At 71.0% G+C, this 21,716-nt stretch carries 20 protein-coding genes and 1 pseudogene; 6 read left to right on the top strand and 15 right to left on the bottom strand.

What is annotated here, in order from left to right; genetic code table 11:
* The first annotated feature begins 175 nt into the window (after positions 1 to 175).
* From J5X86_RS34180 to J5X86_RS34165, 4 genes are read left to right on the top strand one after another with little or no spacing between them, the layout of a single operon-like run.
* Positions 176 to 1,054, top strand: coding sequence for an ABC transporter ATP-binding protein (locus J5X86_RS34180; RefSeq protein ID WP_243982175.1), 879 nt, complete (start codon positions 176 to 178; stop codon positions 1,052 to 1,054).
* Positions 1,051 to 1,911: an ABC transporter permease gene (locus J5X86_RS34175; protein WP_208520577.1), complete on the top strand. Its 861-nt coding sequence runs from the start codon at positions 1,051 to 1,053 to the stop codon at positions 1,909 to 1,911. Before J5X86_RS34180 ends, J5X86_RS34175 begins: the two co-directional genes overlap by 4 nt.
* The gene (locus J5X86_RS34170) at positions 1,869 to 3,146 is read left to right on the top strand and encodes a sensor histidine kinase (protein WP_208520576.1); all 1,278 of its coding nucleotides are present in this window, start codon (positions 1,869 to 1,871) and stop codon (positions 3,144 to 3,146) included. The genes J5X86_RS34175 and J5X86_RS34170 overlap by 43 nt, the downstream gene beginning before the upstream one ends.
* Positions 3,147 to 3,175: 29 nt before the next feature.
* Positions 3,176 to 3,796, top strand: coding sequence for a response regulator transcription factor (locus tag J5X86_RS34165; protein ID WP_208520705.1), 621 nt, complete (start codon positions 3,176 to 3,178; stop codon positions 3,794 to 3,796).
* Between the two features lie 50 nt (positions 3,797 to 3,846).
* Here J5X86_RS34165 and hisS read toward each other — a convergent pair whose 3' ends face one another.
* Both hisS and J5X86_RS34155 read right to left on the bottom strand, forming a co-directional pair.
* The gene (hisS, locus tag J5X86_RS34160; RefSeq protein WP_208520575.1) at positions 3,847 to 5,109 is read right to left on the bottom strand and encodes a histidine--tRNA ligase; all 1,263 of its coding nucleotides are present in this window, start codon (positions 5,107 to 5,109) and stop codon (positions 3,847 to 3,849) included.
* A gap of 13 nt (positions 5,110 to 5,122) precedes the next feature.
* A complete protein-coding gene (locus J5X86_RS34155) occupies positions 5,123 to 5,839 on the bottom strand; it encodes an MBL fold metallo-hydrolase (protein WP_208520574.1) in 717 nt (238 codons plus the stop codon).
* 152 nt (positions 5,840 to 5,991) lie between these two features.
* Between J5X86_RS34155 and J5X86_RS34150 the strand changes: the two genes are divergently transcribed.
* Positions 5,992 to 6,858, top strand: a complete 867-nt coding sequence (locus tag J5X86_RS34150; RefSeq protein WP_208520573.1) for a peptidylprolyl isomerase — start codon at positions 5,992 to 5,994, stop codon at positions 6,856 to 6,858.
* A gap of 208 nt (positions 6,859 to 7,066) precedes the next feature.
* Positions 7,067 to 8,296, top strand: a complete 1,230-nt coding sequence (locus tag J5X86_RS34145; protein ID WP_078639872.1) for a DUF349 domain-containing protein — start codon at positions 7,067 to 7,069, stop codon at positions 8,294 to 8,296.
* Between the two features lie 112 nt (positions 8,297 to 8,408).
* On the opposite strand, the gene J5X86_RS34140 is transcribed toward J5X86_RS34145, so the two are convergent.
* The 13 genes and pseudogenes from J5X86_RS34140 to J5X86_RS51145 form a co-directional block, all read right to left on the bottom strand.
* Positions 8,409 to 10,940, bottom strand: a complete 2,532-nt coding sequence (locus J5X86_RS34140; RefSeq protein ID WP_078639873.1) for a bifunctional (p)ppGpp synthetase/guanosine-3',5'-bis(diphosphate) 3'-pyrophosphohydrolase — start codon at positions 10,938 to 10,940, stop codon at positions 8,409 to 8,411.
* Positions 10,941 to 11,136: 196 nt separating this feature from the next.
* Entirely contained in the window at positions 11,137 to 11,745 is a 609-nt protein-coding gene (locus tag J5X86_RS34135; RefSeq protein WP_243982173.1) for an adenine phosphoribosyltransferase, read from the bottom strand.
* A 16-nt stretch (positions 11,746 to 11,761) separates the two neighbouring features.
* Positions 11,762 to 12,883 carry a protein translocase subunit SecF gene (gene secF, locus J5X86_RS34130; protein WP_208520572.1) on the bottom strand — a complete coding sequence of 374 codons (1,122 nt, stop codon included), beginning with the start codon at positions 12,881 to 12,883 and terminating at the stop codon, positions 11,762 to 11,764.
* A gap of 1 nt (position 12,884) precedes the next feature.
* Positions 12,885 to 14,666: a protein translocase subunit SecD gene (gene secD / locus J5X86_RS34125; RefSeq protein ID WP_208520571.1), complete on the bottom strand. Its 1,782-nt coding sequence runs from the start codon at positions 14,664 to 14,666 to the stop codon at positions 12,885 to 12,887.
* Between the two features lie 152 nt (positions 14,667 to 14,818).
* Positions 14,819 to 15,343, bottom strand: a complete 525-nt coding sequence (gene yajC / locus J5X86_RS34120; RefSeq protein ID WP_208520570.1) for a preprotein translocase subunit YajC — start codon at positions 15,341 to 15,343, stop codon at positions 14,819 to 14,821.
* A gap of 223 nt (positions 15,344 to 15,566) precedes the next feature.
* The gene (ruvB, locus tag J5X86_RS34115; RefSeq protein WP_208520569.1) at positions 15,567 to 16,655 is read right to left on the bottom strand and encodes a Holliday junction branch migration DNA helicase RuvB; all 1,089 of its coding nucleotides are present in this window, start codon (positions 16,653 to 16,655) and stop codon (positions 15,567 to 15,569) included.
* Between the two features lie 64 nt (positions 16,656 to 16,719).
* Positions 16,720 to 17,340: a Holliday junction branch migration protein RuvA gene (gene ruvA / locus J5X86_RS34110; protein WP_208520568.1), complete on the bottom strand. Its 621-nt coding sequence runs from the start codon at positions 17,338 to 17,340 to the stop codon at positions 16,720 to 16,722.
* A complete protein-coding gene (gene ruvC, locus J5X86_RS34105; RefSeq protein WP_208520567.1) occupies positions 17,337 to 17,933 on the bottom strand; it encodes a crossover junction endodeoxyribonuclease RuvC in 597 nt (198 codons plus the stop codon). The genes ruvA and ruvC overlap by 4 nt, the downstream gene beginning before the upstream one ends.
* Positions 17,934 to 18,092: 159 nt before the next feature.
* The gene (locus tag J5X86_RS34100) at positions 18,093 to 18,845 is read right to left on the bottom strand and encodes a YebC/PmpR family DNA-binding transcriptional regulator (RefSeq protein ID WP_208520566.1); all 753 of its coding nucleotides are present in this window, start codon (positions 18,843 to 18,845) and stop codon (positions 18,093 to 18,095) included.
* Between the two features lie 62 nt (positions 18,846 to 18,907).
* Entirely contained in the window at positions 18,908 to 19,540 is a 633-nt protein-coding gene (gene pdxT / locus J5X86_RS34095) for a pyridoxal 5'-phosphate synthase glutaminase subunit PdxT (RefSeq protein WP_308124806.1), read from the bottom strand.
* A 90-nt stretch (positions 19,541 to 19,630) separates the two neighbouring features.
* Complete coding sequence (pdxS, locus tag J5X86_RS34090) at positions 19,631 to 20,551, bottom strand: pyridoxal 5'-phosphate synthase lyase subunit PdxS (RefSeq protein ID WP_208520565.1); 921 nt, start codon at positions 20,549 to 20,551, stop codon at positions 19,631 to 19,633.
* Between the two features lie 262 nt (positions 20,552 to 20,813).
* Entirely contained in the window at positions 20,814 to 21,371 is a 558-nt protein-coding gene (locus J5X86_RS34085; RefSeq protein ID WP_208520564.1) for a hypothetical protein, read from the bottom strand.
* Positions 21,372 to 21,589: 218 nt separating this feature from the next.
* A pseudogene (locus J5X86_RS51145) lies at positions 21,590 to 21,716 on the bottom strand (IS630 family transposase); the annotation flags it as partial.

The raw sequence follows: 21,716 nt of genomic DNA, 5'->3' as shown, positions 1-21,716 counted from the left end.
GCCGTCCGTCGCTCTCCACCGTGTTCAGCCCCGTCGGGCACGGCCATTGTGCCGCACCCACCCCCGCCGTACGGCCCGCTCATCCAGGCCATGCCATGGTGCCCTGTCCCCCGTTCGGAGGACATAAGACGGGCTTCCCGGTCGTCCCCGGGACGAGCGCGGCACCCTCACGCTCATGGCTATGGCAGACGAAGCGATACGGGTGCGCGGGCTGCGCAAGCGCTATGGCGCGGTGACCGCGTTGGACGGCGTTGACCTGGGCATCCGGCAGGGTGAGGTGTTCGGCGTCCTGGGGCCCAACGGGGCGGGCAAGAGCACCACGGTGGAGATCCTCCAGGGCCATCGGAGCCGGGACGCGGGGGAGGTCACGGTGCTCGGCCGGGATCCCGCCTCCGGGGGACGGGAATGGCGTTCCCGGATCGGCATCGTTTGGCAGGATGAATCCGCCCCGGCCGAGTTGACGGTGCGGGAGACCGTGCGGCATTTCGCCCGCTACTACCCGCGCCCGCGCGACCCCGACGAGGTCATCGGCCTGGTCGGCCTGGAGGCCAAGACGGGCAGCCGGATCAAGGCGCTGTCGGGCGGCCAGCGGCGCCGGCTGGACGTGGCCCTCGGGGTGATCGGTGATCCGGAGCTGTTGCTGCTGGACGAGCCGACGACGGGCTTCGACCCGGCGGCGCGGCGGCGGTTCTGGGAGCTGATCAGGCGGTTGGCGGACGAGGGCACCACGATCGTGCTCACCACGCACTATCTCGACGAGGCGGAGGCGCTGTCCGACCGGCTCGCGGTCATCGCCGCGGGCAAGGTCGTCGCCGAGGGCGCACCCGCCGAACTGCGCGAGCGGCACGGCAGCCGGGCGACGGTCCACTGGATCGAGCCCGGCGACGGGGCGCGCCAGGAGGAGACGGAGACCCCGACCCGTACCGTCGCGGAGCTGATGCGCCGCTTCGACGGGGAGATTGCGGGGCTGCGGATCTCCCGGCCGACCCTGGAGGACGTCTATCTGCGGCTCACCGGACAACTCGACGAGCGGCCCGGGGAGGGCACGCGATGACCACCACGAGCACCACCTCCTCCGGTGCCCGGCGCACCGCCGCGGCCGCCCCCGCGCGGCTGCCCGGCGCCTGGACCCTCGGGCTGCACCGGGGCGCCCTCGAGCTCAGGCAGTTCTTCCGCCAGCGCGAACAGGTGGTCTTCACCTTCGCCTTCCCCGTCGTCTTCCTGGCCCTGTTCGCCTCGATCTTCCGGAACGATGTGCGGGGCGCGGGCGTGACCGCCTCTCAGCTCTACGCCGCGGCGATGATCGCGTCGGGGGTGATGTCGACCAGCTTCCAGTCGCTGGGCGTCTCCATCGCGCTCGAACGGGACGAGAAGGTGCTGCGGCGACTGCGCGGTACGCCGATGCCCCTGGCCGCGTACTTCCTCGGCAAGCTGTGGCTGGTCCTGGTCTCCGGGATCGCCGAGACGGTGCTGCTGCTGGCCGTCGGCGCCGCGCTCTTCGACCTCGATCTGCCCACGGGCGCGGCCACGTGGTTCACCTTCGCCTGGGTCTTCGCCCTCGGGCTGACCGGCTGTGCGCTGCTGGGCATCGCGATCAGCAGTGTTCCGCGCTCCGGTAAGAGCGCCACTTCGGTGGTGGTCCTGCCGTTCCTGGTGCTGCAGTTCATCTCCGGCGTCTTCATCTCGATCGACACGCTGCCGGACTGGATGCTGAACGTGGCCGCCATCTTTCCGCTGAAGTGGATGTGCCAGGGCTTCCGCGGAGTGTTCCTGCCGGAGTCGGCGGCCGTGCTGGAGCAGGCGGGCTCCTGGGAGTACGGGCGGATCGCCCTGGTGCTGGGCGCGTGGTGCGTCGGAGGATTGGTGCTGTGTCTGCTGACCTTCCGTTGGAAGAGCCACCGGGACGGCTGAGCGAACCGGCCGGCCCTCGCGATCCGGACGTGTACAACCACACCTACCGCCGCTGGGACGTCTATTTCGCGATCGTGTTCGCGGCCACCTTCCTGTTCGTTCTGAGCGGATCGGACCCCGGGACCGGACCGCGCGCGGTCGCGGCGGCCTTCTTCGCCGCGACCGCGCCGTGGTACGTGCTGGTGGGCCGGCCGGTGCTGCTGACGGAAGGCGAGGACCAGTCCCGCGCGCTGGTCTATCTGGTGGGGCTGTTCCTGCTGTTCGTGGTGCCCGCGGCGCTGGTCGGGGAGACCCGGATCGCCATCTTCGCGCTGACGCCCCAGTGCTTCATGCTGCTGCGGATGCGCAGGGCGCTGATCGCCGTCACCGTGATCAACGTCGTCCCGGTGGTGGTCTGGGCGCTTGTGGAGCGGCCGGGTTCCGGGAATCTGTTCTTCAACTCCCTCTCCGCGGCCGTCTCATGGGCCTTCTCGCTGATCATCGGAAGCTGGATCATCATGGTGCTCCAGCAGAGCGCCGAGCGCGCCCGGCTGATCGCCGAACTGGACGCCAGCCGCGAGGAGGTGGCCCGGCTGTCGGCCGCGCACGGCGCCCTCGCGGAGCGGGAGCGGCTGACCCGGGAGATCCACGACACCCTCGCCCAGGGCTTCGCCAGTCTGCTGATGCTCGTTCAGGCCGTGGAGTCGGAGCTGGACCACGATATGCCGCTGGCCCGCCGCCACTTGGGCCTCATGGCCCGTACGGCCCGGGAGAACCTCGCGGAGGCCCGCGCCCTGGTCGCCGGGGCGGGCCCGGCCGACCTGGACGGCAGTTCACTTCCGGACGCGCTGCGGCGGCTGGCCGTGCGGCACGGGGAGCAGACCGGCTCCTCCGCCCGCGTCGAGGTCTCGGGGGCGGTCCGGCCGCTGCCCGCCGCCGTGGAGGTGGTGGCGCTGCGCGGCTGCCAGGAGGCGCTGTCCAACGCCCGTCGGCACGCGGGGCCGGGCGCCGCCGTCACCATCGCGCTCGGCTACGGCGAGGACGCGCTGCGGCTTCGGGTCCGGGACACCGGCCGTGGCTTCGACCCGCGCTCCCCGCGCGAGGGCTACGGCCTGGCCGGGCTGCGCGCACGGGCAGGCGAGGTGGGCGGCACGGCGGAGGTGGCCGCCGCCCCGGGCGAGGGCACGACGGTCGCGTTCGAACTGCCCGTCCAGCCGACCGCCCCGTCCCCCCATCCCACCCGGCCGACGCCATGAACGCCGACGGCATGAACGAGGAGCGCACGGTGATCCGGATCCTGATCGCGGACGACCACCCGGTGGTGCGGGAGGGGCTGCGCGGCATGCTCGGCGCCGAACCCGATCTGACGGTCGTCGGCGAGGCGGACAGCGGGCCGCGGGCGGAGGCGCTGTGCGCCTCGCTGCGGCCCGATGTGGTGCTGATGGACCTGCGGATGCCGGACGGTGGCGGGGTGGAGTCGATCGCGCGGATGACCGCCGCCGGGCTGCCGTCCCGCGTGATCGTGCTGACCACGTACGAGACGGACGGGGACATCCTGCGCGCGGTGGAGGCGGGCGCGGCGGGCTATCTGCTCAAGGACATGGCCCGCGCCGAACTGGCCGAGGCCGTACGCTCCGCCGCTCGCGGCGAGACGGTCCTGGCCCCGTCCGTCGCCGCCCGCCTCATGGACCAGTTGCGCGACCGGCCCCAGCGCCCCCGCCTCTCCGAGCGGGAGACGGCCGTGCTGCGGCTGGTCGCAGAGGGGTGCACCAACGCGGAGATCGGACGACGTCTGTTCATCGGCGAATCGACGGTGAAGACCCATCTGCTCCGGGCCTTCGGCAAGTTGGGCGTGGACGACCGCACCGCGGCGGTCACCAGCGCGATGCGGCTGGGCCTGCTGTAGGGGGCAGCGAAGGGGGCCCGGGGAATCCCCGGGCCCCCTTCGAGCGTCGCTCAGGCGAGGCGCGAGTGGATCGCCTCGACCACCTCGGCCAGGGGCACCGGCGCCTGCTCGCCGGACTCCATGTCCTTCAGCTGGACCACGTCCTCGGCGAGGTCGCGCTCGCCCGCCACGATCGCGTAGCGCGCACCGCTGCGGTTGGCCGCCTTCATCGCGGCCTTCAGGCCCTTGCCGCCGTAGGCGAAGTCCGTGGCGACACCCGCCGTGCGGAGTTCGCCGACCACGCCGAAGAGGACCTTCCTGGCCTCCTCCCCCAGCGGCACCGCGAAGACGCTGACGGCATCGGGGAGGTTCAGCTCGATGCCTTCGGCCTCCAGCGCCAGCACCGTACGGTCGACGCCGAGCGCCCAGCCCACCGAGGGCAGCGCCGGGCCGCCGATCATCTCGGACAGCCCGTCGTAGCGGCCGCCGCCGCCGACCGCGGACTGCGAGCCCAGCCCGTCGTGGACGAACTCGAAGGTCGTGCGGGTGTAGTAGTCGAGGCCGCGCACCAGCTTCGCGTCGTCCTCGAAGGCCACGCCCCGCGCGGTGATCAGCTCGCGGACCTCCGCGTGGTACGCCTTGCACGCCTCGCACAGGTAGTCGCGCAGCAGCGGGGCGCCGGTCAGTTGCTCGCGCACCGCCTCACGCTTGTCGTCCAGCACCCGCAGCGGGTTGATCTCGACGCGCGCCCGGGTGTCCTCGTCCAGGTCGAGGCCGCGCAGGAAGTCCTGGAGGGCGGCCCGGTAGACGGGGCGGCAGGTGGCGTCGCCCAGCGAGTTCAGCAGGATGCGGAAGTCGCGCAGCCCCAGCGAGCGGTACGCGTCGTGGGCCAGGATGATCAGCTCGGCGTCCAGGGCCGGGTCCTCGGCGCCGATCGCCTCCGCGCCGACCTGCGAGAAGTGGCGGTAGCGGCCCTTCTGCGGCCGCTCGTAGCGGTAGTACGAGCCCGAGTACCAGAGCTTGACCGGCAGCGATCCGGCCTTGTGCAGATTGGCCTCCAGGGCGGCGCGCAGCACCGAGGCGGTGCCCTCGGGGCGCAGCGCGAGCTCGTCGCCGCCCTTGGTGGTGAGGGTGTACATCTCCTTGGTCACGATGTCGGTGGACTCGCCGACGCCGCGCGCGAAGAGCTCCACGTTCTCGAAACCGGGGGTCTCGATATAGCCGTAGCCGGAGCGCTTGAGCGGTGCGGCGATCGCCTCGCGCACGGCCAGGTACGCCGCGGAGGCCGGCGGGATCAGGTCATACGTGCCCCGGGGGGCTTTGAAGGTGCTCAACGGAAGTCTCTCGTCACATTCCTCGTCGCGGAGCCGGGCGCTGCGCGCCGTCTCCCAGGCCGGCGGCCACCTCGCGCAGATACGGGTTGGTGGCGCGCTCACGGCCGATGCTGGTCTGGGGGCCATGGCCGGACAGCACCACGGTCGAGTCGTCGAGCGGCAGGACCACACGGGCCAGCGACTCGAGTATCTCGGCGTGATCGCCGCCGGGCAGATCGGTGCGTCCGATGGAGCCGGCGAAAAGCAGATCGCCCGCGAAGAAGACGGACGGGACGTCCGCCTGCTCGGGCATCCGGAAGGTCACCGACCCCTTGGTATGGCCCGGGGTGTGCGCGACGGTGAGCTCGAGACCGGCCAGCTTCAGCTCGGCGCCGTCGGCCAGCTCCTTGACGTCGTCCGGCTCGCCCACGGTGAGTTCGCCCATCAGCGGCATGCCGATGGAGCGCCCGAGGGCCTTCTCGGGGTCGCTCATCATGTAGCGGTCGGACGGGTGGATCCAGGCCGGTACGTCATGCGCGCCGCAGACCGGGACGACCGAGGCGACATGGTCGATATGGCCGTGGGTGAGGACGACGGCGACGGGCTTGAGCCGGTGCTTGGCGACCGCCTCCGCGACGCCTTGGGCCGCCTGATGGCCCGGGTCGATGATCACGCACTCCTCACCGGCGGCGGGGGCGACCAGATAGCAATTGGTCCCCCAGGCCCCGGCGGGGAACCCGGCAATGAGCACGATCGTCCTTAAAAGTCGTCCGGTGGAAGATTGTCGGCGGCTTCAGAGCCTACCGGCGGCGCCCCCACCACAGCGAACCCGTATACGGTACGGCCGAGCCCTCACGCACAACAGCAGGACACTGACGGCACACGCCTTGAGGAGACGACCCGGTGGTCAGTAACGAGCAGCGGCGGCGGCAACTCGCCCGGGAGAAGTACCTTCGCCAGCAGCAGCGGCGCGAATCCGCCCGGCACAAGACGCGCCAGCGCAATGTCGTGATCGCCGCCGTACTGGCCGTGGTCCTGGCCGGTGGCGGTGCCATCGCGGCCACGGGCGCGCTGTCCGGAAGCGACAAGGACAAGACGAAGGACGACGCCGCCGCGTCCGGCACCCCCTCGGCCGCCCCCACCAGCAAGGCGCCGGACCCCTGTGCCAAGGAGGCGAAGGCGGTCGCGGGCAAGAAGCCGAAGAAGCTGTCGTGGAAGAAGGAGCCGGCGCTCACGGTCGACAAGTCGGCCTCCTACACGATGAAGCTGGAGACGACCTGCGGGGACATCTCCGTGGCCATGGACGCCGGCAAGGCGCCGCACACGGTCAACTCCTTCAGCTTCCTGGCGGGCGAGGGCTACTTCGACCACACCAAGTGCCACCGACTGGTGAACTCGGGGATCTACGTGCTGCAGTGCGGTGATCCGCAGGGCACCGGCGCGGGCGGCCCGGGCTACACCCTCCCGGACGAGAACCTGAAGGACCCCTCGATCAAGAGCGGCAAGTACCCGGCCGGGACCGTCGCCATGGCCAACCAGTACAACCCGCAGACCAAGCAGGGCAAGAACACCGGCGGCAGCCAGTTCTTCCTGGTCTACAAGGAGAGCGAGCTCCCGCCCTACTACACGCCCTTCGGCACCGTGGACAAGGCCGGGATGAAGGTCCTGAAGAAGATCGCCGACGCCGGGGCGGGAGCCCCGGACCAGACGATGAACACCGCCCCCAACGCCAGCGTCGTGATCAACAAGGCGACGGTCGGCAAGTCCTGAGGTCGCCGACGCGCGTACTGCGAAATTTCGGTCGCGCAGGATACGGACAGCCGGGGCACCGGTCGCCTATGTTGGCGTTGTGTAGGGTGCCTGCCCCGGAGGCCGCCACCCTGCCGTGAGACCGGCCAGGGCGCATCCCGGCCGGAAGAAACTGTGGACGATGCCGGCGGGCCGCGCGCCCGCCCCGGCATCATGTGGAGGAGGCGCTGTGAGCAGCGAGCCTTGGGGCCGCGTCGACGAGGCGGGGACCGTATACGTGCGTACGGCCGACGGTGAGCAGGTCGTCGGATCGTGGCAGGCGGGATCGCCGGAAGAGGCCCTCGCCTACTTCGAGCGCAAGTACGACGGTCTGGTCGTCGAGATCGGTCTCCTCGAGCGCCGGGTCAAGACCACCGATCTGTCGGCCAAGGACGCGACGGCGGCCATCGACCACATCCGGCACCAGCTCGACGAGCATCACGTGGTCGGCGATCTGGACGCGCTGAGGAAGCGGCTCGACAAGCTCGCCGGGGACGTCGAGGCCCGCCGCGAGCAGCGCAAGGCGGCCAAGGCGGTCCAGGCCGACGAGGCCCGCAGGGCCAAGGAGGACCTGGTCGCCGAGGCCGAGCAGCTGGCCGCCAGCGAGCAGTGGCGGGCGGCCGGGGAGCGGCTGCGCGCCCTGGTGGACACCTGGAAGGGCCTGCCGCGCCTGGACCGCAAGACGGACGACGAGCTGTGGCATCGCTTCTCGCATGCCCGCTCGGCGTTCTCCAAGCGCCGCAAGGCGCATTTCGCGGCCCTGGACGCACAGCGCGAGGAGGCCCGTCAGACCAAGGAGAAGCTGGTCGCCGAGGCCGAGGCGCTCTCCGGCTCCACCGACTGGGGTCCGACCGCGGCCCGGTACCGGGAGCTGATGGCGGACTGGAAGGCCGCGGGCCGTGCGCAGCGCGAGGCCGAGGAGGACCTGTGGAACCGCTTCCGCGGTGCGCAGGACATCTTCTTCCAGGGGCGCAGTGAGGTCTTCGCGGAGCGCGACGCCGAGCAGCGGGAGAATCTCACCCGTAAGGAGGAGCTCGTCGTCGAGGCCGAGAAGCTGCTGCCGATCTCGGATCTGAAGGCGGCCCGCGCGGCCTTCCGGTCGGTCAACGAGCGGTGGGAGGCCGTCGGCCATGTGCCGAGGGACGCCCGGGCCCGGATCGAGGGCCGGATCCACGCGGTGGAGCGCGCCATCCAGGAAGCCGAGGAGGCGGAGTGGCGGCGGACCAACCCCGAGGCGCGGGCGCGCGCCCAGGGACTCACCGGCCAGTTGCAGGACGCCGTCGACAAGCTGCGCAGGCAGATCGACGCGGCCCGCGCGGCGGGGAACAACGCGAAGGCCGACAAGCTCTCCAAGGAGCTCGAGGGCCGGCAGGCGCTGCTGGACCAGGCGCTGAAGGGTCTGCAGGAGTTCGGCGGCTGATGTCGGTCCGCTGATCCGGCCGATACGACGACGGCGGCCCCCGGTGCGAAAGCGCCGGGGGCCGCCGCCGTCGTGTGCTCAGCGGGCGCGTGTGCTCAGCGGGCGCGTTTTCTCAGCGGGCGCGGGCCGAGGTGACCCGGTAGACGTCGTAGACGCCCTCGACGCCCCGTACGGCCTTCAGGACGTGGCCCAGATGCTTGGGGTCGCCCATCTCGAAGGTGAAGCGCGAGGTGGCCACCCGGTCGCGGGAGGTCTGCACGGCCGCCGAGAGGATGTTGACGTGCTGGTCGGACAGCACACGGGTGACGTCCGACAGCAGCCGGGACCGGTCCAGCGCCTCGACCTGGATGGCGACCAGGAAGACCGACGACTGGGTGGGTGCCCATTCGACGTCGAGGATGCGCTCGGGCTGCTGGGAGAGCGAGTCCACGTTGACACAGTCGGCGCGGTGCACGGAGACGCCGCTGCCGCGGGTGACGAAGCCGATGATGGGGTCGCCGGGGACCGGCGTACAGCAGCGGGCCAGCTTGACCCACACATCCTCGACGCCCTTGACCACGACGCCCGGATCGGCGCTGGAGCGGCGCTTGGTGCGGCGGATGGGCGGGGCGGTCTCGGCGATGTCCTCGTTGGCCGCCTCCTCGCCGCCGAGCGCCTGGACGAGCTTTTGCACCACGCTCTGCGCGGAGACATGGCCCTCGCCGATGGCGGCGTAGAGCGCGGAGATGTCGGGGTAGCGCATCTCATGGGCGAGGGTGACCAGCGAGTCCCCGGTCAGGATCCGCTGGATGGGCAGGTTCTGCTTGCGCATCGCCCGGACGATCGCGTCCTTGCCCTGTTCGATGGCCTCGTCGCGGCGCTCCTTGGAGAACCAGGCGCGGATCTTGTTACGGGCGCGGGGCGACTTGACGAAGCCCAGCCAGTCGCGGGACGGCCCGGCGCCCGCCGCCTTGGAGGTGAAGACCTCCACCAGATCGCCGTTGTCGAGGGTCGACTCCAGCGGCACCAGCCGCCCGTTGACCCGCGCCCCGATGGTGCGGTGGCCGACCTCGGTGTGCACGGCGTACGCGAAGTCGACCGGGGTGGCCCCGGCCGGAAGCGCTATGACATCGCCCTTGGGCGTGAAGACGAAGACCTCGTTGCGGGACAGGTCGAAGCGCAGGGACTCCAGGAACTCGCCCGGGTCCTCGGTCTCCTTCTGCCAGTCCAGGAGCTGCCGCAGCCACGCCATGTCGTTGACGGCGTCGTCCTTGCCCGCCTTACGGGGCACATCGGTGCGCACCTTGGAGGCACCGGCCACCGCCTCCTGCTTGTACTTCCAGTGCGCGGCGATGCCGTACTCGGCGCGGCGGTGCATGTCGAAGGTGCGGATCTGCAGCTCGACCGGCTTGCCGCTGGGCCCGATGACCGTCGTGTGCAGCGACTGGTACATGTTGAACTTGGGCATCGCGATGTAGTCCTTGAACCGCCCGGGCACCGGGTTCCACCGCGCGTGGATGGTCCCGAGCGCCGCGTAGCAGTCGCGGACGGTGTCGACGAGCACCCGGATGCCCACCAGGTCGTAGATCTCGGCGAAGTCGCGGCCGCGCACGATCATCTTCTGGTAGACGGAGTAGTAGTGCTTCGGTCGGCCGGTGACGGTCGCCTTGATCCGCGCCGCCCGCAGATCGCCCTGGACCTGGTCGGTGACGACGGCCAGGTACTCGTCGCGCTTGGGGGCCCGCTCGGCGACCAGCCGCACGATCTCGTCGTACATCTTGGGGTAGAGGATCGCGAAGGCGAGGTCCTCCAGCTCCCATTTGATGGTGTTCATGCCCAGGCGGTGGGCGAGCGGGGCGTAGATCTCGAGGGTCTCGCGGGCCTTCTTCTCCTGCTTCTCCCGCTTGAGGTAGCGCATGGTGCGCATGTTGTGCAGCCGGTCGGCCAGCTTGATGACCAGTACCCGGGGGTCCCGGGCCATGGCGACGACCATCTTGCGCACGGTCTCGGCCTGGGCCGCCTCGCCGAACTTGACCTTGTCCAGCTTGGTGACGCCGTCGACGAGCAGGGCGACCTGGTCGCCGAAGTCCCGGCGCAGGGTGTCCAGGCCGTACTCGGTGTCCTCGACGGTGTCATGCAGCAGCCCGGCCATCAAAGTGGCCGGATCCATACCCAGCTCGGCCAGGATCGTGGTCACCGCGAGGGGGTGGGTGATGTACGGATCGCCGCTCTTGCGCTTCTGGCCGCGGTGCCAGCGCTCGGCCACCTGGTACGCGCGCTCGATCTGGCGCAGCGTCGAGGCTTCCGCCTTGGGGTCGTTGGCGCGCACGATCCGCAGCAGCGGCTCCAGCACCGGGTTGTACGGGCTGGAGCGCTGGACCCCGAGGCGCGCCAGGCGGGCCCGGACGCGGTTGGAGGAGCCGGAGCGGGGCGCGGGGCTCTGTACGGGGCGCGCGGGGGGCGTGGTGGCGGGCAGGTTGCTGGAGCGGCCCGTGGCGGGCTTCGGGCTCGTCTGCTCTGGGCCGCGCCGGACCGGGCTGTCGCCGCTGTTCTTGGGCACGCCGGAGGCCGCCGTCGGCTCGGCGGCGGTGGGCGCGTCCGGCTGTGCGGAGGGGGTTCCGCCCGGACGGACGTTGGGCGAGAGCGGCTGGGCCTCGTCTGGCAAGAGCACTCCTCAAGCGGTCCGGACCTCGAAAGGTCAGGCTGCCATGGTATCGATCCCGCCACTCCGCTTGCCTGCCGACCGCCAAGCCGGGCATGACGGGGGCATGTGACGGCATGGCGGAGGGCGGGGACCGGCGGTGCGCGGTCCCCGCCCTCCGGCGGTCTTCTCGGCCCGGTGTGCGGGCCCGTGATCCGGCTCAGACCGTGATCAGGGCCTCCAGCGGGGCGCTGTCCAGCGCGGCCAGCAGACGGCCGCGGCCGTCGAGGAAGCCGAGCTCCAGCAGCACGGCGACCCCGGCGATCTGGGCGCCGGCCCGCCGGATGAGCCGCAGGGACGCCTCGGCGGTGCCGCCGGTGGCCAGTACGTCGTCGATCACCAGGACCCGGTCGCCGGGCTCCAGCGCGTCGGCGTGGATCTCGATCTCGGCGGTGCCGTACTCCAGCTCGTAGGCCTGGCCGAGCGTCGCCCCGGGGAGCTTGCCGGCCTTGCGGACCGGTACGAAGCCGATTCCGGCGCGGACGGCGGCCGGGGCGGCGAGGATGAAGCCGCGCGCCTCCAGGCCCACCACCTTGTCCGCCCGGTGCCGGACGCACAGCTCGGCGAGCGCTTCGGTGAGCGCGCCGAAGGCGGTGGCGTCGGCGAGCAGCGGGGTGATGTCCTTGAACATCACGCCCGGCTTGGGGTAGTCCGGCACGTCCTGGATCCGGCTGAGGAGCAGTGTGCGCAGCTCCTCGGCGGCGGCCGCGCCGGATCCGTCGGGCCTGCCGTCGGGACTATCAGCCGTCGTCTTCGTCGTCTCGGTCATCGTCGGGCTCCCCCGCTCATCGCCGCTTGCCCGACGGCCGGCCGCGCCCCCGGTTACGGGCGGCGGGCTGGCGGCGCTGGCCGACGACCCCGGCGGGGGCCGCGGCGGCATCCTCCAGGTCGGGGGCGTCCTCCTCGTCGGACGACGAGTCGGCGGCCTCGGCCTTGGCGGACGCGGCACGCTTGGCCTTGACCCGCTTGGCGAGCGCCTTCATCCTCGGGTCGCGCTCCTTCAGATCGGCGACCAGCGGGGTCGCGATGAAGATCGAGGAGTACGCACCGGCGGCGAGGCCGACGAAGAGCGCCAGGGAGATGTCGTTGAGCATGCCCGCGCCGAGCAGACCGCCACCGATGAACAGCAGCGCGCCGACCGGCAGCAGCGCGACGATCGTGGTGTTGATGGACCGCACCAGGGTCGAGTTGAGGCTGCGGTTGGCGATTTCGCTGTAGGTGAAGCGGGTCTGCTTGGTGAGGTCCTTCGACGCTTCCTTGAGACCGTCGAAGACCACGACGGTGTCGTAGAGCGAATAACCGAGGATCGTCAGCAGACCGATCACGGTGCCCGGGGTGACCTCGAAGCCGACCAGTGCGTAGACACCGACGGTGATGGTGAGGTCGTGGATCAGGGCGATCAGGGCGGCCAGCGCCATCCGCCATTCGAAGGCGATGGCGAGATAGATCACCACCAGCACCATGAAGATCGCCAGACCCTGCCAGGCCTTGCTGGCGATCTGCTCGCCCCAGCTCGGGCCGACCAGCTGAGTGTCGATCTTGCTGGTCTGGACGCCCAGCTCCTTGGCGAGGTTCTCCTGGACCGGCAGGGCCTCCTTGGTGCCCAGCTCGCTGATCTGGATCCGCAGGCCGCCCCGGCCGAGCTCCTGGACGACGACGGTGTGGCCGCCGGACGCGTCCTCCGCCGTCTGACGCAGGTCGGAGGCCGAGACCTTGGTGTTCGGGGTGGTGAAGACCGCGCCGCCGGAGAACTCGATGCCCATGTTCAGGCCGCGCACCGCCAGGCCCACGATGGCCGTGATGGTGATCAGTATCGAGATGCCGTACCAGAGCTTCCGCTTGCCGACGAAGTCGTAGCCGACCTCGCCTCGGTAGAGCCTGGCGCCGAGAGTGCCGAGTCGCGACATCTCACGCCTCCTTCGTGTCGGCGGGGCCGGGGGCGGCGGGACGGCGACGGCGCAGCGGCGGCGTGACCCCGAGGCGCTTGGGGTCCAGTCCGGACCACGAATGGCCGTTCCCGAAGAACGGGCGGCGGGCGAGGATCGTCATCAGCGGCTTGGTGAAGAGGAACACCACGGCGACGTCGAGCAGCGTGGTGAGCCCCAGGGTGAAGGCGAAGCCCTGCACCTTGCCGACGGTGACGATGTAGAGCACCGCGGCGGCCAGGAACGACACGAAGTCCGACACCAGGATGGTGCGCCGGGCCCGCGGCCAGCCGCGCTCGACGGCGGGGCGCAGCGAGCGGCCCTCCCGGATCTCGTCGCGGATCCGTTCGAAGTAGACGATGAACGAGTCGGCGGTGATACCGATGGCCACGATCGCACCGCAGACCGCCGGCAGGTTCAGCGCGAAGCCGATGCCCGGGCCGAGCAGCACCATGATCGTGTACGTCAGGATCGCGGAGACGCCGAGGCTGGCCATGGCCACGAGGGCGAGACCTCGGTAGTAGACGACCAGGTAGATCACGACGAGCGCGAGGCCGATGGCACCGGCGACCAGACCGGCGTTCAGCTGCTCACCACCGAGCGCGGCGGAGACGGTGGTCTCGTCGGCGATGTCGAAGGACAGCGGGAGCGCACCGTAGGACAGCACGTTGGCCAGGTCCTCGGAGCTCTGCTGGGTGAAGCCGCCGGAGATGGTGGCCCGGCCGCCGGTGATGGCGCCCTGGGTGACCTCGGGGTCGGAGACGACCTCGCCGTCCAGGACGATCGCGAAGCGGTTCTGCGGGGACTGCTTGGTGGTGAGTTCGCCGGTGGTCTTGGCGAACTTCTTGGAGCCCTTGCTGTTGAAGTCGAGCTGGACGATCCAGCCCGCTCCGTTCTGGCTCTCGAAGACCGCTGAGGCGTCGTCCACGTCGGTGCCCTCGACCTCGGAGGGGCCGAGGACGAACTTGGCGTCGCCCTTCTCGCTGCAGGCCAGCACCGGTTCGCTCGGCTTGGCGTTGGCCGCCTTCTCGGCCGCCGCGGCGCGTGCGGCCGGCTTGGTGCAGTCCAGGTTCGCGAACTGCTTGGCCAGCTCCTGCTGGCTGGCGGAACCGGACGGGCTCTTGGACGGGTCGGGCTTCGGGGTGTTCGACGGCGAGGGGGTCTCGCTGGGCTTCTTGTCGGCCTTCAGTCCCTCGGAGAGGGCCCGCCCCTGGGTGCTGGGGCTGGCCGAGGAAGACGAGGAAGCCGACGGCGTGCCGGACGGCTTGCCGCCCTTGTCGTCGCCCTTGTCATCGCCCTTGCCGCTGGCGCTGGCGGACGGGCTGGGGGTGGAGCTGGGGTCGGGCGTCTTCTGGCCGCTGGTGGTCGTGGTCACCGGCCGGAAGTAGAGCTGGGCGGTGGTGCCGACCTGCTGCCGGGCCTGCTTCGCGTTCGTCCCCTTGGGGATGTTCACGATGATGTGCTTCTCGCCCTGCGTCTGGACTTCGGCCTCGGACACACCCAGACCGTTGACCCGCCGCTCGATGATGCCCACGGCGGTGTTCATATTGTCCGTGTTGATCGCGTTGGGCCTGCCCGGTTGGTTCTTGGCCTCCAGCGTGAAGCTGGTACCGCCCGCGAGATCGATACCCAGTCGCGGCGTGGTGTGACCGGAGACGAACATGCCTCCGGTCAGCGCCACGATGGCGATCAGGATGACGGCCAAGGCGCGCCCGGGCCTGCCCTGTGACCCGGAGGACCTGCGGCCCTTCTTCGGTGCTGCCACCTTCTCGTATCTCCCTGTCCAACCGCCCCGCATCGGGTGTGCGCGGAGCGGCCACGAAGTCTTGTGGGGACGAGCCCCCGCCGGAGCCTAGACCGTTCAGGGAACCGCGGCGCACCAAGCGGGGGCGCGCCGCGGTTTCCCGGGTGACGGACTTACTTCGCGTCGGTGCCGCCGTCCCGCTTCTCGTCCTCGGAAGTGCTCGCCGCCGCGGCGTCGTCCTTGCCGAGATCGATCTTCTTGACGTCCGTCTTCCCGGCCTTCTCGTCCGTCTCGTCGGCCGCGTCGGCCTTGTCGGCGGAGGAGTCGCCATCACCGGCGTCGGCGGCCTCGGTCAGCGAGGAGGCGTCGTCGGGAACGACAGGGGTGTCGGCGGCGTCGGCGTCCTCGTCGGGGTCGATGCCGTGCACGATGCGGTTGTACTCGGCGTCCGCCAGGACGGCTCCCACCGCGTTCTTCGCGTAGATCGCGTGCACGCCGGGGGCCACCTCGAGGAGGACCGTGTCGTCGTGGACCTCCTTGACCGTCGCGTACATGCCGCCAATGGTCCGCACGCCCGTGCCCGGGTGCATGTCACTACGCATCTGCTGGGCCTGGCGCTGCTTGTTCTTGGCCGAACGCGTCATCAGGAACATGGCCCCGATGAGCACGATGAACGGCAGGAGAGTCACGATATTCACGGGACGGAAATTCCTTCACACGACCGCGGGGAGCGGCCTGGTCTACGGGGGTGGGTATACCGCACGGTGAGCGGACGGCATACGGACGGCATCGGCGGAGTCTAAGCGAGCCCACGCCAATGGAACAACGCCCGGCGCGGTACCGGGGTTCCTGACCCCGCCATTATTGGTCCTCTACGCCATGATGCCGGGTAAGCGAGCGCTTATGCCTCGGCGTGGCCCCTCATCCGTCGAAGAGCCCCGCCTGGCCGCCGCCGGCGGTCTGCGGCGGCGGGGTCAGCCCCAGATGGGCCCAGGCAGCCGGGGTGCCGATCCGCCCCCGGGGCGTACGGGCCAGCAGCCCCTCCCGGACCAGGAAGGGCTCGGCGACCTCCTCGACCGTCTCACGCTCCTCCCCCACGGCGACCGCCAGGGTCGACAGACCCACCGGGCCGCCGCCGAACAGCTTGAGCAGGGCGCTGAGCACCGCCCGGTCCAGCCGGTCCAGACCGCGCTCGTCCACGTCGTACACGGCGAGGGCGCTGGCGGCGATCTCGCGCGTGATCACGCCGTCGGCCTTGACCTGGGCGTAGTCGCGCACCCGGCGCAGCAGACGGTTGGCGATCCGGGGGGTGCCGCGGGAGCGGCCCGCGATCTCGGAGGCGCCCTCGGCCCCGATGGTCACGTCGAGCAGCCCGGCGGAGCGGTGGATGACCCGCTCCAGCTCGGCCGGGGCGTAGAACTCCATATGGCCGGTGAAGCCGAAGCGGTCGCGCAGCGGGGGTGGCAGCAGCCCGGCCCGGGTGGTGGCGCCGACCAGCGTGAACGGCGGCAGCTCCAGCGGGATGGCGGTGGCCCCGGGCCCCTTGCCGACAATGACGTCGACGCGGAAGTCCTCCATCGCCATATAGAGCATTTCCTCGGCGGGCCGGGACATCCGGTGGATCTCGTCCAGGAAGAGCACCTCGCCCTCGGCGAGGGAGGAGAGGATCGCGGCCAGATCGCCGGCGTGCTGGATGGCGGGGCCGGAGGTGATCCGGATCGGGGCGGCCATCTCGGCGGCGATGATCATGGAGAGGGTGGTCTTGCCCAGCCCGGGCGCGCCGGAGAGCAGCACGTGATCGGCGGTGCCGCCGCGCTGCCGGGCCGCCTTGAGCACCAGGTCCAGCTGCTCGCGCACCCGCTCCTGCCCGACGAACTCGCCGAGGTCCTTCGGGCGCAGCGCGGCCTCCACCGCCTGGTCGTCGCCGTCGGCGTCGGCGCCCACCAGCCTGCCGCCCGGGCCGAGCGGGGCGTCGTCGGCGGTGGCCGATGGGGTCTCGTCCCAGTTCACTGCGTTTCGCCTCGCGATGTCGTCTGGAGTGGTGCCGCCGGTCGCGGCCCGCGGCCGCGGTGGCTCACCGTGTGCGGTTCAGGGTCTGCAGGGCGGCCCGCAGCAGCTGAGCCACCTGGGGCTTGCCGCCCGCGGCCACCGCCTCCTCGGCCTGCGGGGTGACGGCGGCCACCGCCTCGTCGGCCTCCCGGGTGGCGTAGCCGAGGCCGACCAGTGCGGTGTGCAGCTGGTCGCTCCAGCCGGGGGCCGCCGCGGAGCGGGCGCTGGGGACGGCGGAGCCGAGCGGCTCGCCGAGCCGATCCTTGAGCTCCAGCAGCAGCCGCTGCGCCCCCTTCTTGCCGATGCCGGGGACGGCGGTGAGCGCCTTCTCGTCCCCGGTGGACACCGCGAGCCGCAGCGCGTCCGGGGAGTGCACCGCCAGCATGGCCTGGGCCAGCCGGGGGCCGACCCCGCTGGCGGTCTGGAGCAGCTCGAAGACCTGGCGTTCGTCGTCGTCGGCGAAGCCGTAGAGGGTCAGCGAGTCCTCACGGACGACGAGGGAGGTGGCCAGCCGGGCCTGCTGGCCGACGCGCAGCCCGGCCAGGGTAGCGGGGGCGCACTGGAGCGCCATCCCGATCCCGCCGACCTCGATCACGGCGGTGTCCGGGGCGACGGCCGCCACCGGACCGGAGACGAACGCGATCATGAGATACGGCCTTTCGTGGTGCTCGTGGGGCGGGCGGTACTCGTGGTGCCGGCGGTGCTCGTGGTACGGGCGCTATTCGTGGTGCGGTGGGCGGCGACGGCCTGCTGGAGGCGGTTGGTCGCGGGGGCCCGCCAGATATGGCAGATGGCGAGCGCCAGGGCGTCCGCCGCGTCGGCCGGTTTGGGCGGTGCGTCCAGCCGCAGCAGCCGGGTCACCATCGAGCCGACCTGTGCCTTGTCGGCGCGCCCGGATCCGGTCACGGCCGCCTTGACCTCGCTGGGGGTGTGCAGCGCGACCGGGAGCCCGCGGCGCGCCGCGCACAGCATCGCGACGGCGCTGGCCTGGGCGGTGCCCATGACGGTGCGCACATTGTGCTGGCTGAACACCCGCTCCACGGCGACGAATTCGGGCCGGTGGGCGTCCAGCCACTCCTCTATGCCTCGCTCGATGAGGACGAGCCGGTCGCCGATCGCGAGATCCGCCCCGGTCCGGATGACGCCCACGCCGAGCATCCGCAGCGGGCGGCCCGCGACCCCCTCGACCACGCCGACGCCGCACCGGGTCAGCCCCGGGTCCACGCCCAGCACCCGCACCGCGCCCCTCCCCTCACCGCTGCTTCGGTCACCTGTTCCAGCAGGCTAGCGGCTGCCGCCGACAACACCGGCGCGGACAACGCCGACGGGCCGGTGGGGTGATGCCCCGCCGGCCCGTCGGCGTTGACCGAAGGCGTTGACCGCCGTGCCGATCCGCCGTCAGGCGTCCACCTTGGCCATGACCTCGTCGGAGACATCGAAGTTGGCGAAGACGTTCTGCACGTCGTCGCTGTCCTCGAGAGCGTCGATCAGCTTGAAGATCTTGCGCGCGGCGTCTTCCTCGAGCTCGACCTGCATCGTGGGCACGAAGTTGGCGTCGGCCGAGTCGTAGTCGATACCCGCCCCCTGCAGGGCGGTACGGACCGCGACCAGGTCGGTGGCCTCGCTGATCACCTCGAAGGACTCACCGAGGTCGTTGACCTCCTCGGCGCCCGCGTCCAGGACCGCGCCCAGCACGTCGTCCTCGGCGAGCTCGCCCTTGGGGACGATGACGACGCCCTTACGGTTGAACAGATACGACACGGAGCCCGGGTCGGCCATCGAGCCGCCGTTGCGCGTCATCGCGACGCGGACATCGGAGGCCGCGCGGTTGCGGTTGTCGGTCAGGCACTCGATGAGCACGGCCACGCCGTTGGGGCCGTAGCCCTCGTACATGATCGTCTCGTACTCGGCGCCACCGGCCTCGAGACCGGCACCACGCTTGACCGCGCTGTCGATGTTCTTGTTCGGAACCGACGACTTCTTCGCCTTCTGGATGGCGTCGAAGAGCGTCGGGTTGCCCTCCGGGTCGGAACCGCCCATCCGGGCCGCGACCTCGATGTTCTTGATCAGCTTCGCGAAGAGCTTGCCGCGCTTGGCATCGATCACGGCCTTCTTGTGCTTCGTCGTAGCCCATTTAGAGTGGCCGGACATCCGCCTGTCTCCTTCGCGTAACCCATTGCTGTACGAACGCCTGAGATCCTACCGGGATCGGCTCAGCCCGCGGCGCGGACCAGATCGACGAAAAGCTTGTGCACCCGGTGGTCACCCGTCAGTTCGGGGTGGAACGAGGTCGCCAGGACATTGCCCTGCCGGACGGCGACGGTGTGCCCGTCGAACGTCGCGAGCACCTCGGCACCGCCGCCCACGGACTCGACCCACGGCGCGCGGATGAAGACCCCCTCAACCGGGCCGCCCTCGATGCCCTCGATGTCGACCCGGGCCTCGAAGGACTCGTTCTGACGGCCGAAGGCGTTGCGGCGCACGATCATGTCGATGCCGCCGATGGTCTCCTGGTCGTCCCGGCCGTCGAGGATCTTGTCCGCGAGCATGATCATGCCCGCGCAGGTACCGTACACCGGCATTCCGGCCCGGACCCGCTCGCGCAGCGGCTCCAGCAGCCCGAAGATGACCGCCAGCTTGGACATGGTGGTCGACTCGCCCCCCGGGATCACCAGGGCCGCGACCTCGGCGAGCTCCTCGGGACGACGGATCTGCCGGGCCGTGGCCCCGGCCGCGGTGAGCGCGGCGAAATGCTCGCGGACATCGCCCTGGAGGGCGAGCACACCGATCACAGGCGCGTCGGGCGTGGACGCGGTCGGCAGGGAAGCAGTGGACGACGTAGTCACGGAAGCGAAGACCTCTCGAACGTCAGGAGCACCACGCGCCGGGCCGGGACGCCGGGCGCGTGGTGCCATGTGGTGCCGTGCGGGCGGCGCTTACCAGCCGCGGCTGGCGTAGCGCTCGGACTCGGGGAGGGTGTCGCAGTTGATGCCGACCATGGCCTCGCCGAGGTCCCGGGACGCGTCCGCGATGACCTTGGGGTCGTCGTAGAAGGTGGTGGCCTTCACGATCGCGGCGGCGCGCTTGGCCGGGTCGCCCGACTTGAAGATGCCGGAGCCCACGAAGACGCCCTCGGCGCCGAGCTGGCGCATCAGCGCGGCGTCGGCCGGGGTGGCGACGCCGCCGGCGGAGAACAGCACGACCGGCAGCTTGCCGGTCTGCGCGATCTCGGCGACCAGCTCGTACGGGGCGCGGATCTCCTTGGCGGCCGCGTAGAGCTCGTGGTTGTCCAGGCCGCGCAGGCGGGCGATCTCGCCCTTGATCTGGCGCAGGTGGCGGACCGCCTCGACGACGTTGCCGGTGCCGGCCTCGCCCTTGGAACGGATCATGGCCGCACCCTCGGCGATCCGGCGCAGCGCCTCGCCCAGGTTGGTGGCTCCGCAGACGAAGGGGGTGGTGAAGGACCACTTGTCGCTGTGGTTGACCTCGTCGGCCGGGGTGAGGACCTCGGACTCGTCGATGTAGTCGACGCCGAGCGACTGCAGCACCTGCGCCTCGACGAAGTGGCCGATCCGCGACTTGGCCATGACCGGGATGGAGACGGCGCTGATGATGCCCTCGATCATGTCCGGGTCGGACATCCGGGCCACGCCGCCGTCCTTACGGATGTCGGCCGGCACCCGCTCGAGTGCCATGACCGCGACGGCACCGGCGTCCTCGGCGACCTTGGCCTGCTCGGGGGTGACGACGTCCATGATCACGCCACCCTTGAGCTGCTCGGCCATACCGCGCTTGACGCGGGCGGTGCCGGTCGCGGGGGCGTCGGAGTTGGGCGTGCTGGCGGGCGTGATGGACACGGTTTGACCTCACTCGATAATGAAAAGTGCGATGACCCCATCGTAGGGCCGTTCGATGCCGGAACATGACCCGGCCATCTGGTCCAGGTCACGAGCGTGTGTGCTACACGAATGACAAAAGCGGCTCGGGGCGGGGCACGGCAAGGGCCAATCGAAGGCCGGTGGCTCGAAACAGCCGGTGAATCCTCAGTGCGCGGAGGGTGGCAGGGGGCGGGCTCTTCTGCCGTCGCGTCGTAGGGCTTCCTTCAGCGCGGGGCTTTCTTCAGCGCTCGGCCTCCTCGGCGCCCGGCACCCGCCCGAGGGCCGCCGGGGGCTCGTCGTCCATCTCGAAGGCGAGCGGAAACGGGGCGTGACCCGCCAGCCGGAACCAGCGCACCGTGCGATGGCGGCGCAGCGCCCGCGCCGCGCGCACCGCGTCGTTGTGGAACCGCCGGGCCATCGGCACCCGCCTTACCGTCTCCGTGAGCTCCCCCAGCGCGTCCTCGCCACCCGGCGCCTGCCGTACCGCCTCGGCCTGCGCGCTGTCCTGGAAGACGGCCCGCAGCGCCTGGCTCAGCTCGCTCTCGGCGACCTCCCGGTGCTCCTCCTCGGACTGCCGGGCGGCGTGCGCGGCCTGGTACAGCACGATCGACGCGGCCGGGTCGAGCACTCCGGCGGTGGCCAGCTCCTGCGCGACGGAGGCTCGCCGCAGCAGTTGCGCGTCCAGTGCGGCCCGCGCCGCGTCCAGACGGCTGTGCAGCCGGTCGAGGCGTCCCGCGGTCCAGCTCAGATAGACGGCGATGACGACCAGCACGACGGCGATCCAGATCAAGGTGCTCACGGCCCGCCACGCTACCGCCTGCCGCCCCGGGAGTCCGGGGTGGAGCGCGCACGCCGGGGCCGCTCGGATCGGCCGTGTACGGCGCCGTACGCCCCTCCCGGGCCGACCCCGGAGTCGCTGGGCCCTCTGGCGGATCTCCGTGGGCGAAGGAGCGGTGTCCGGTGCGGCGAGAGGGCGTGCCGGGCGTCGCGACGCCGCGGAGATCCGCCAGAAGGGCCCTAGTGACCTGAGTCAGAGATTCTCTGGCAGTATGCGGCGACTTTGTCGAGGATGTCGTCGGCGGTCTTGGTCCACACGAACGGGCGGGGTTGCTCGTTCCAGTCTGTGAGCCAGGCGCGGATGTCG

Source organism: Streptomyces sp. NEAU-YJ-81, from assembly GCF_017592595.1.
GTDB lineage: Bacteria > Actinomycetota > Actinomycetes > Streptomycetales > Streptomycetaceae > Streptomyces > Streptomyces hygroscopicus_B.
The sequence above is the reverse complement of the archived record's forward strand: the minus strand, read 5'-3'. Positions and strand labels throughout refer to the sequence as shown.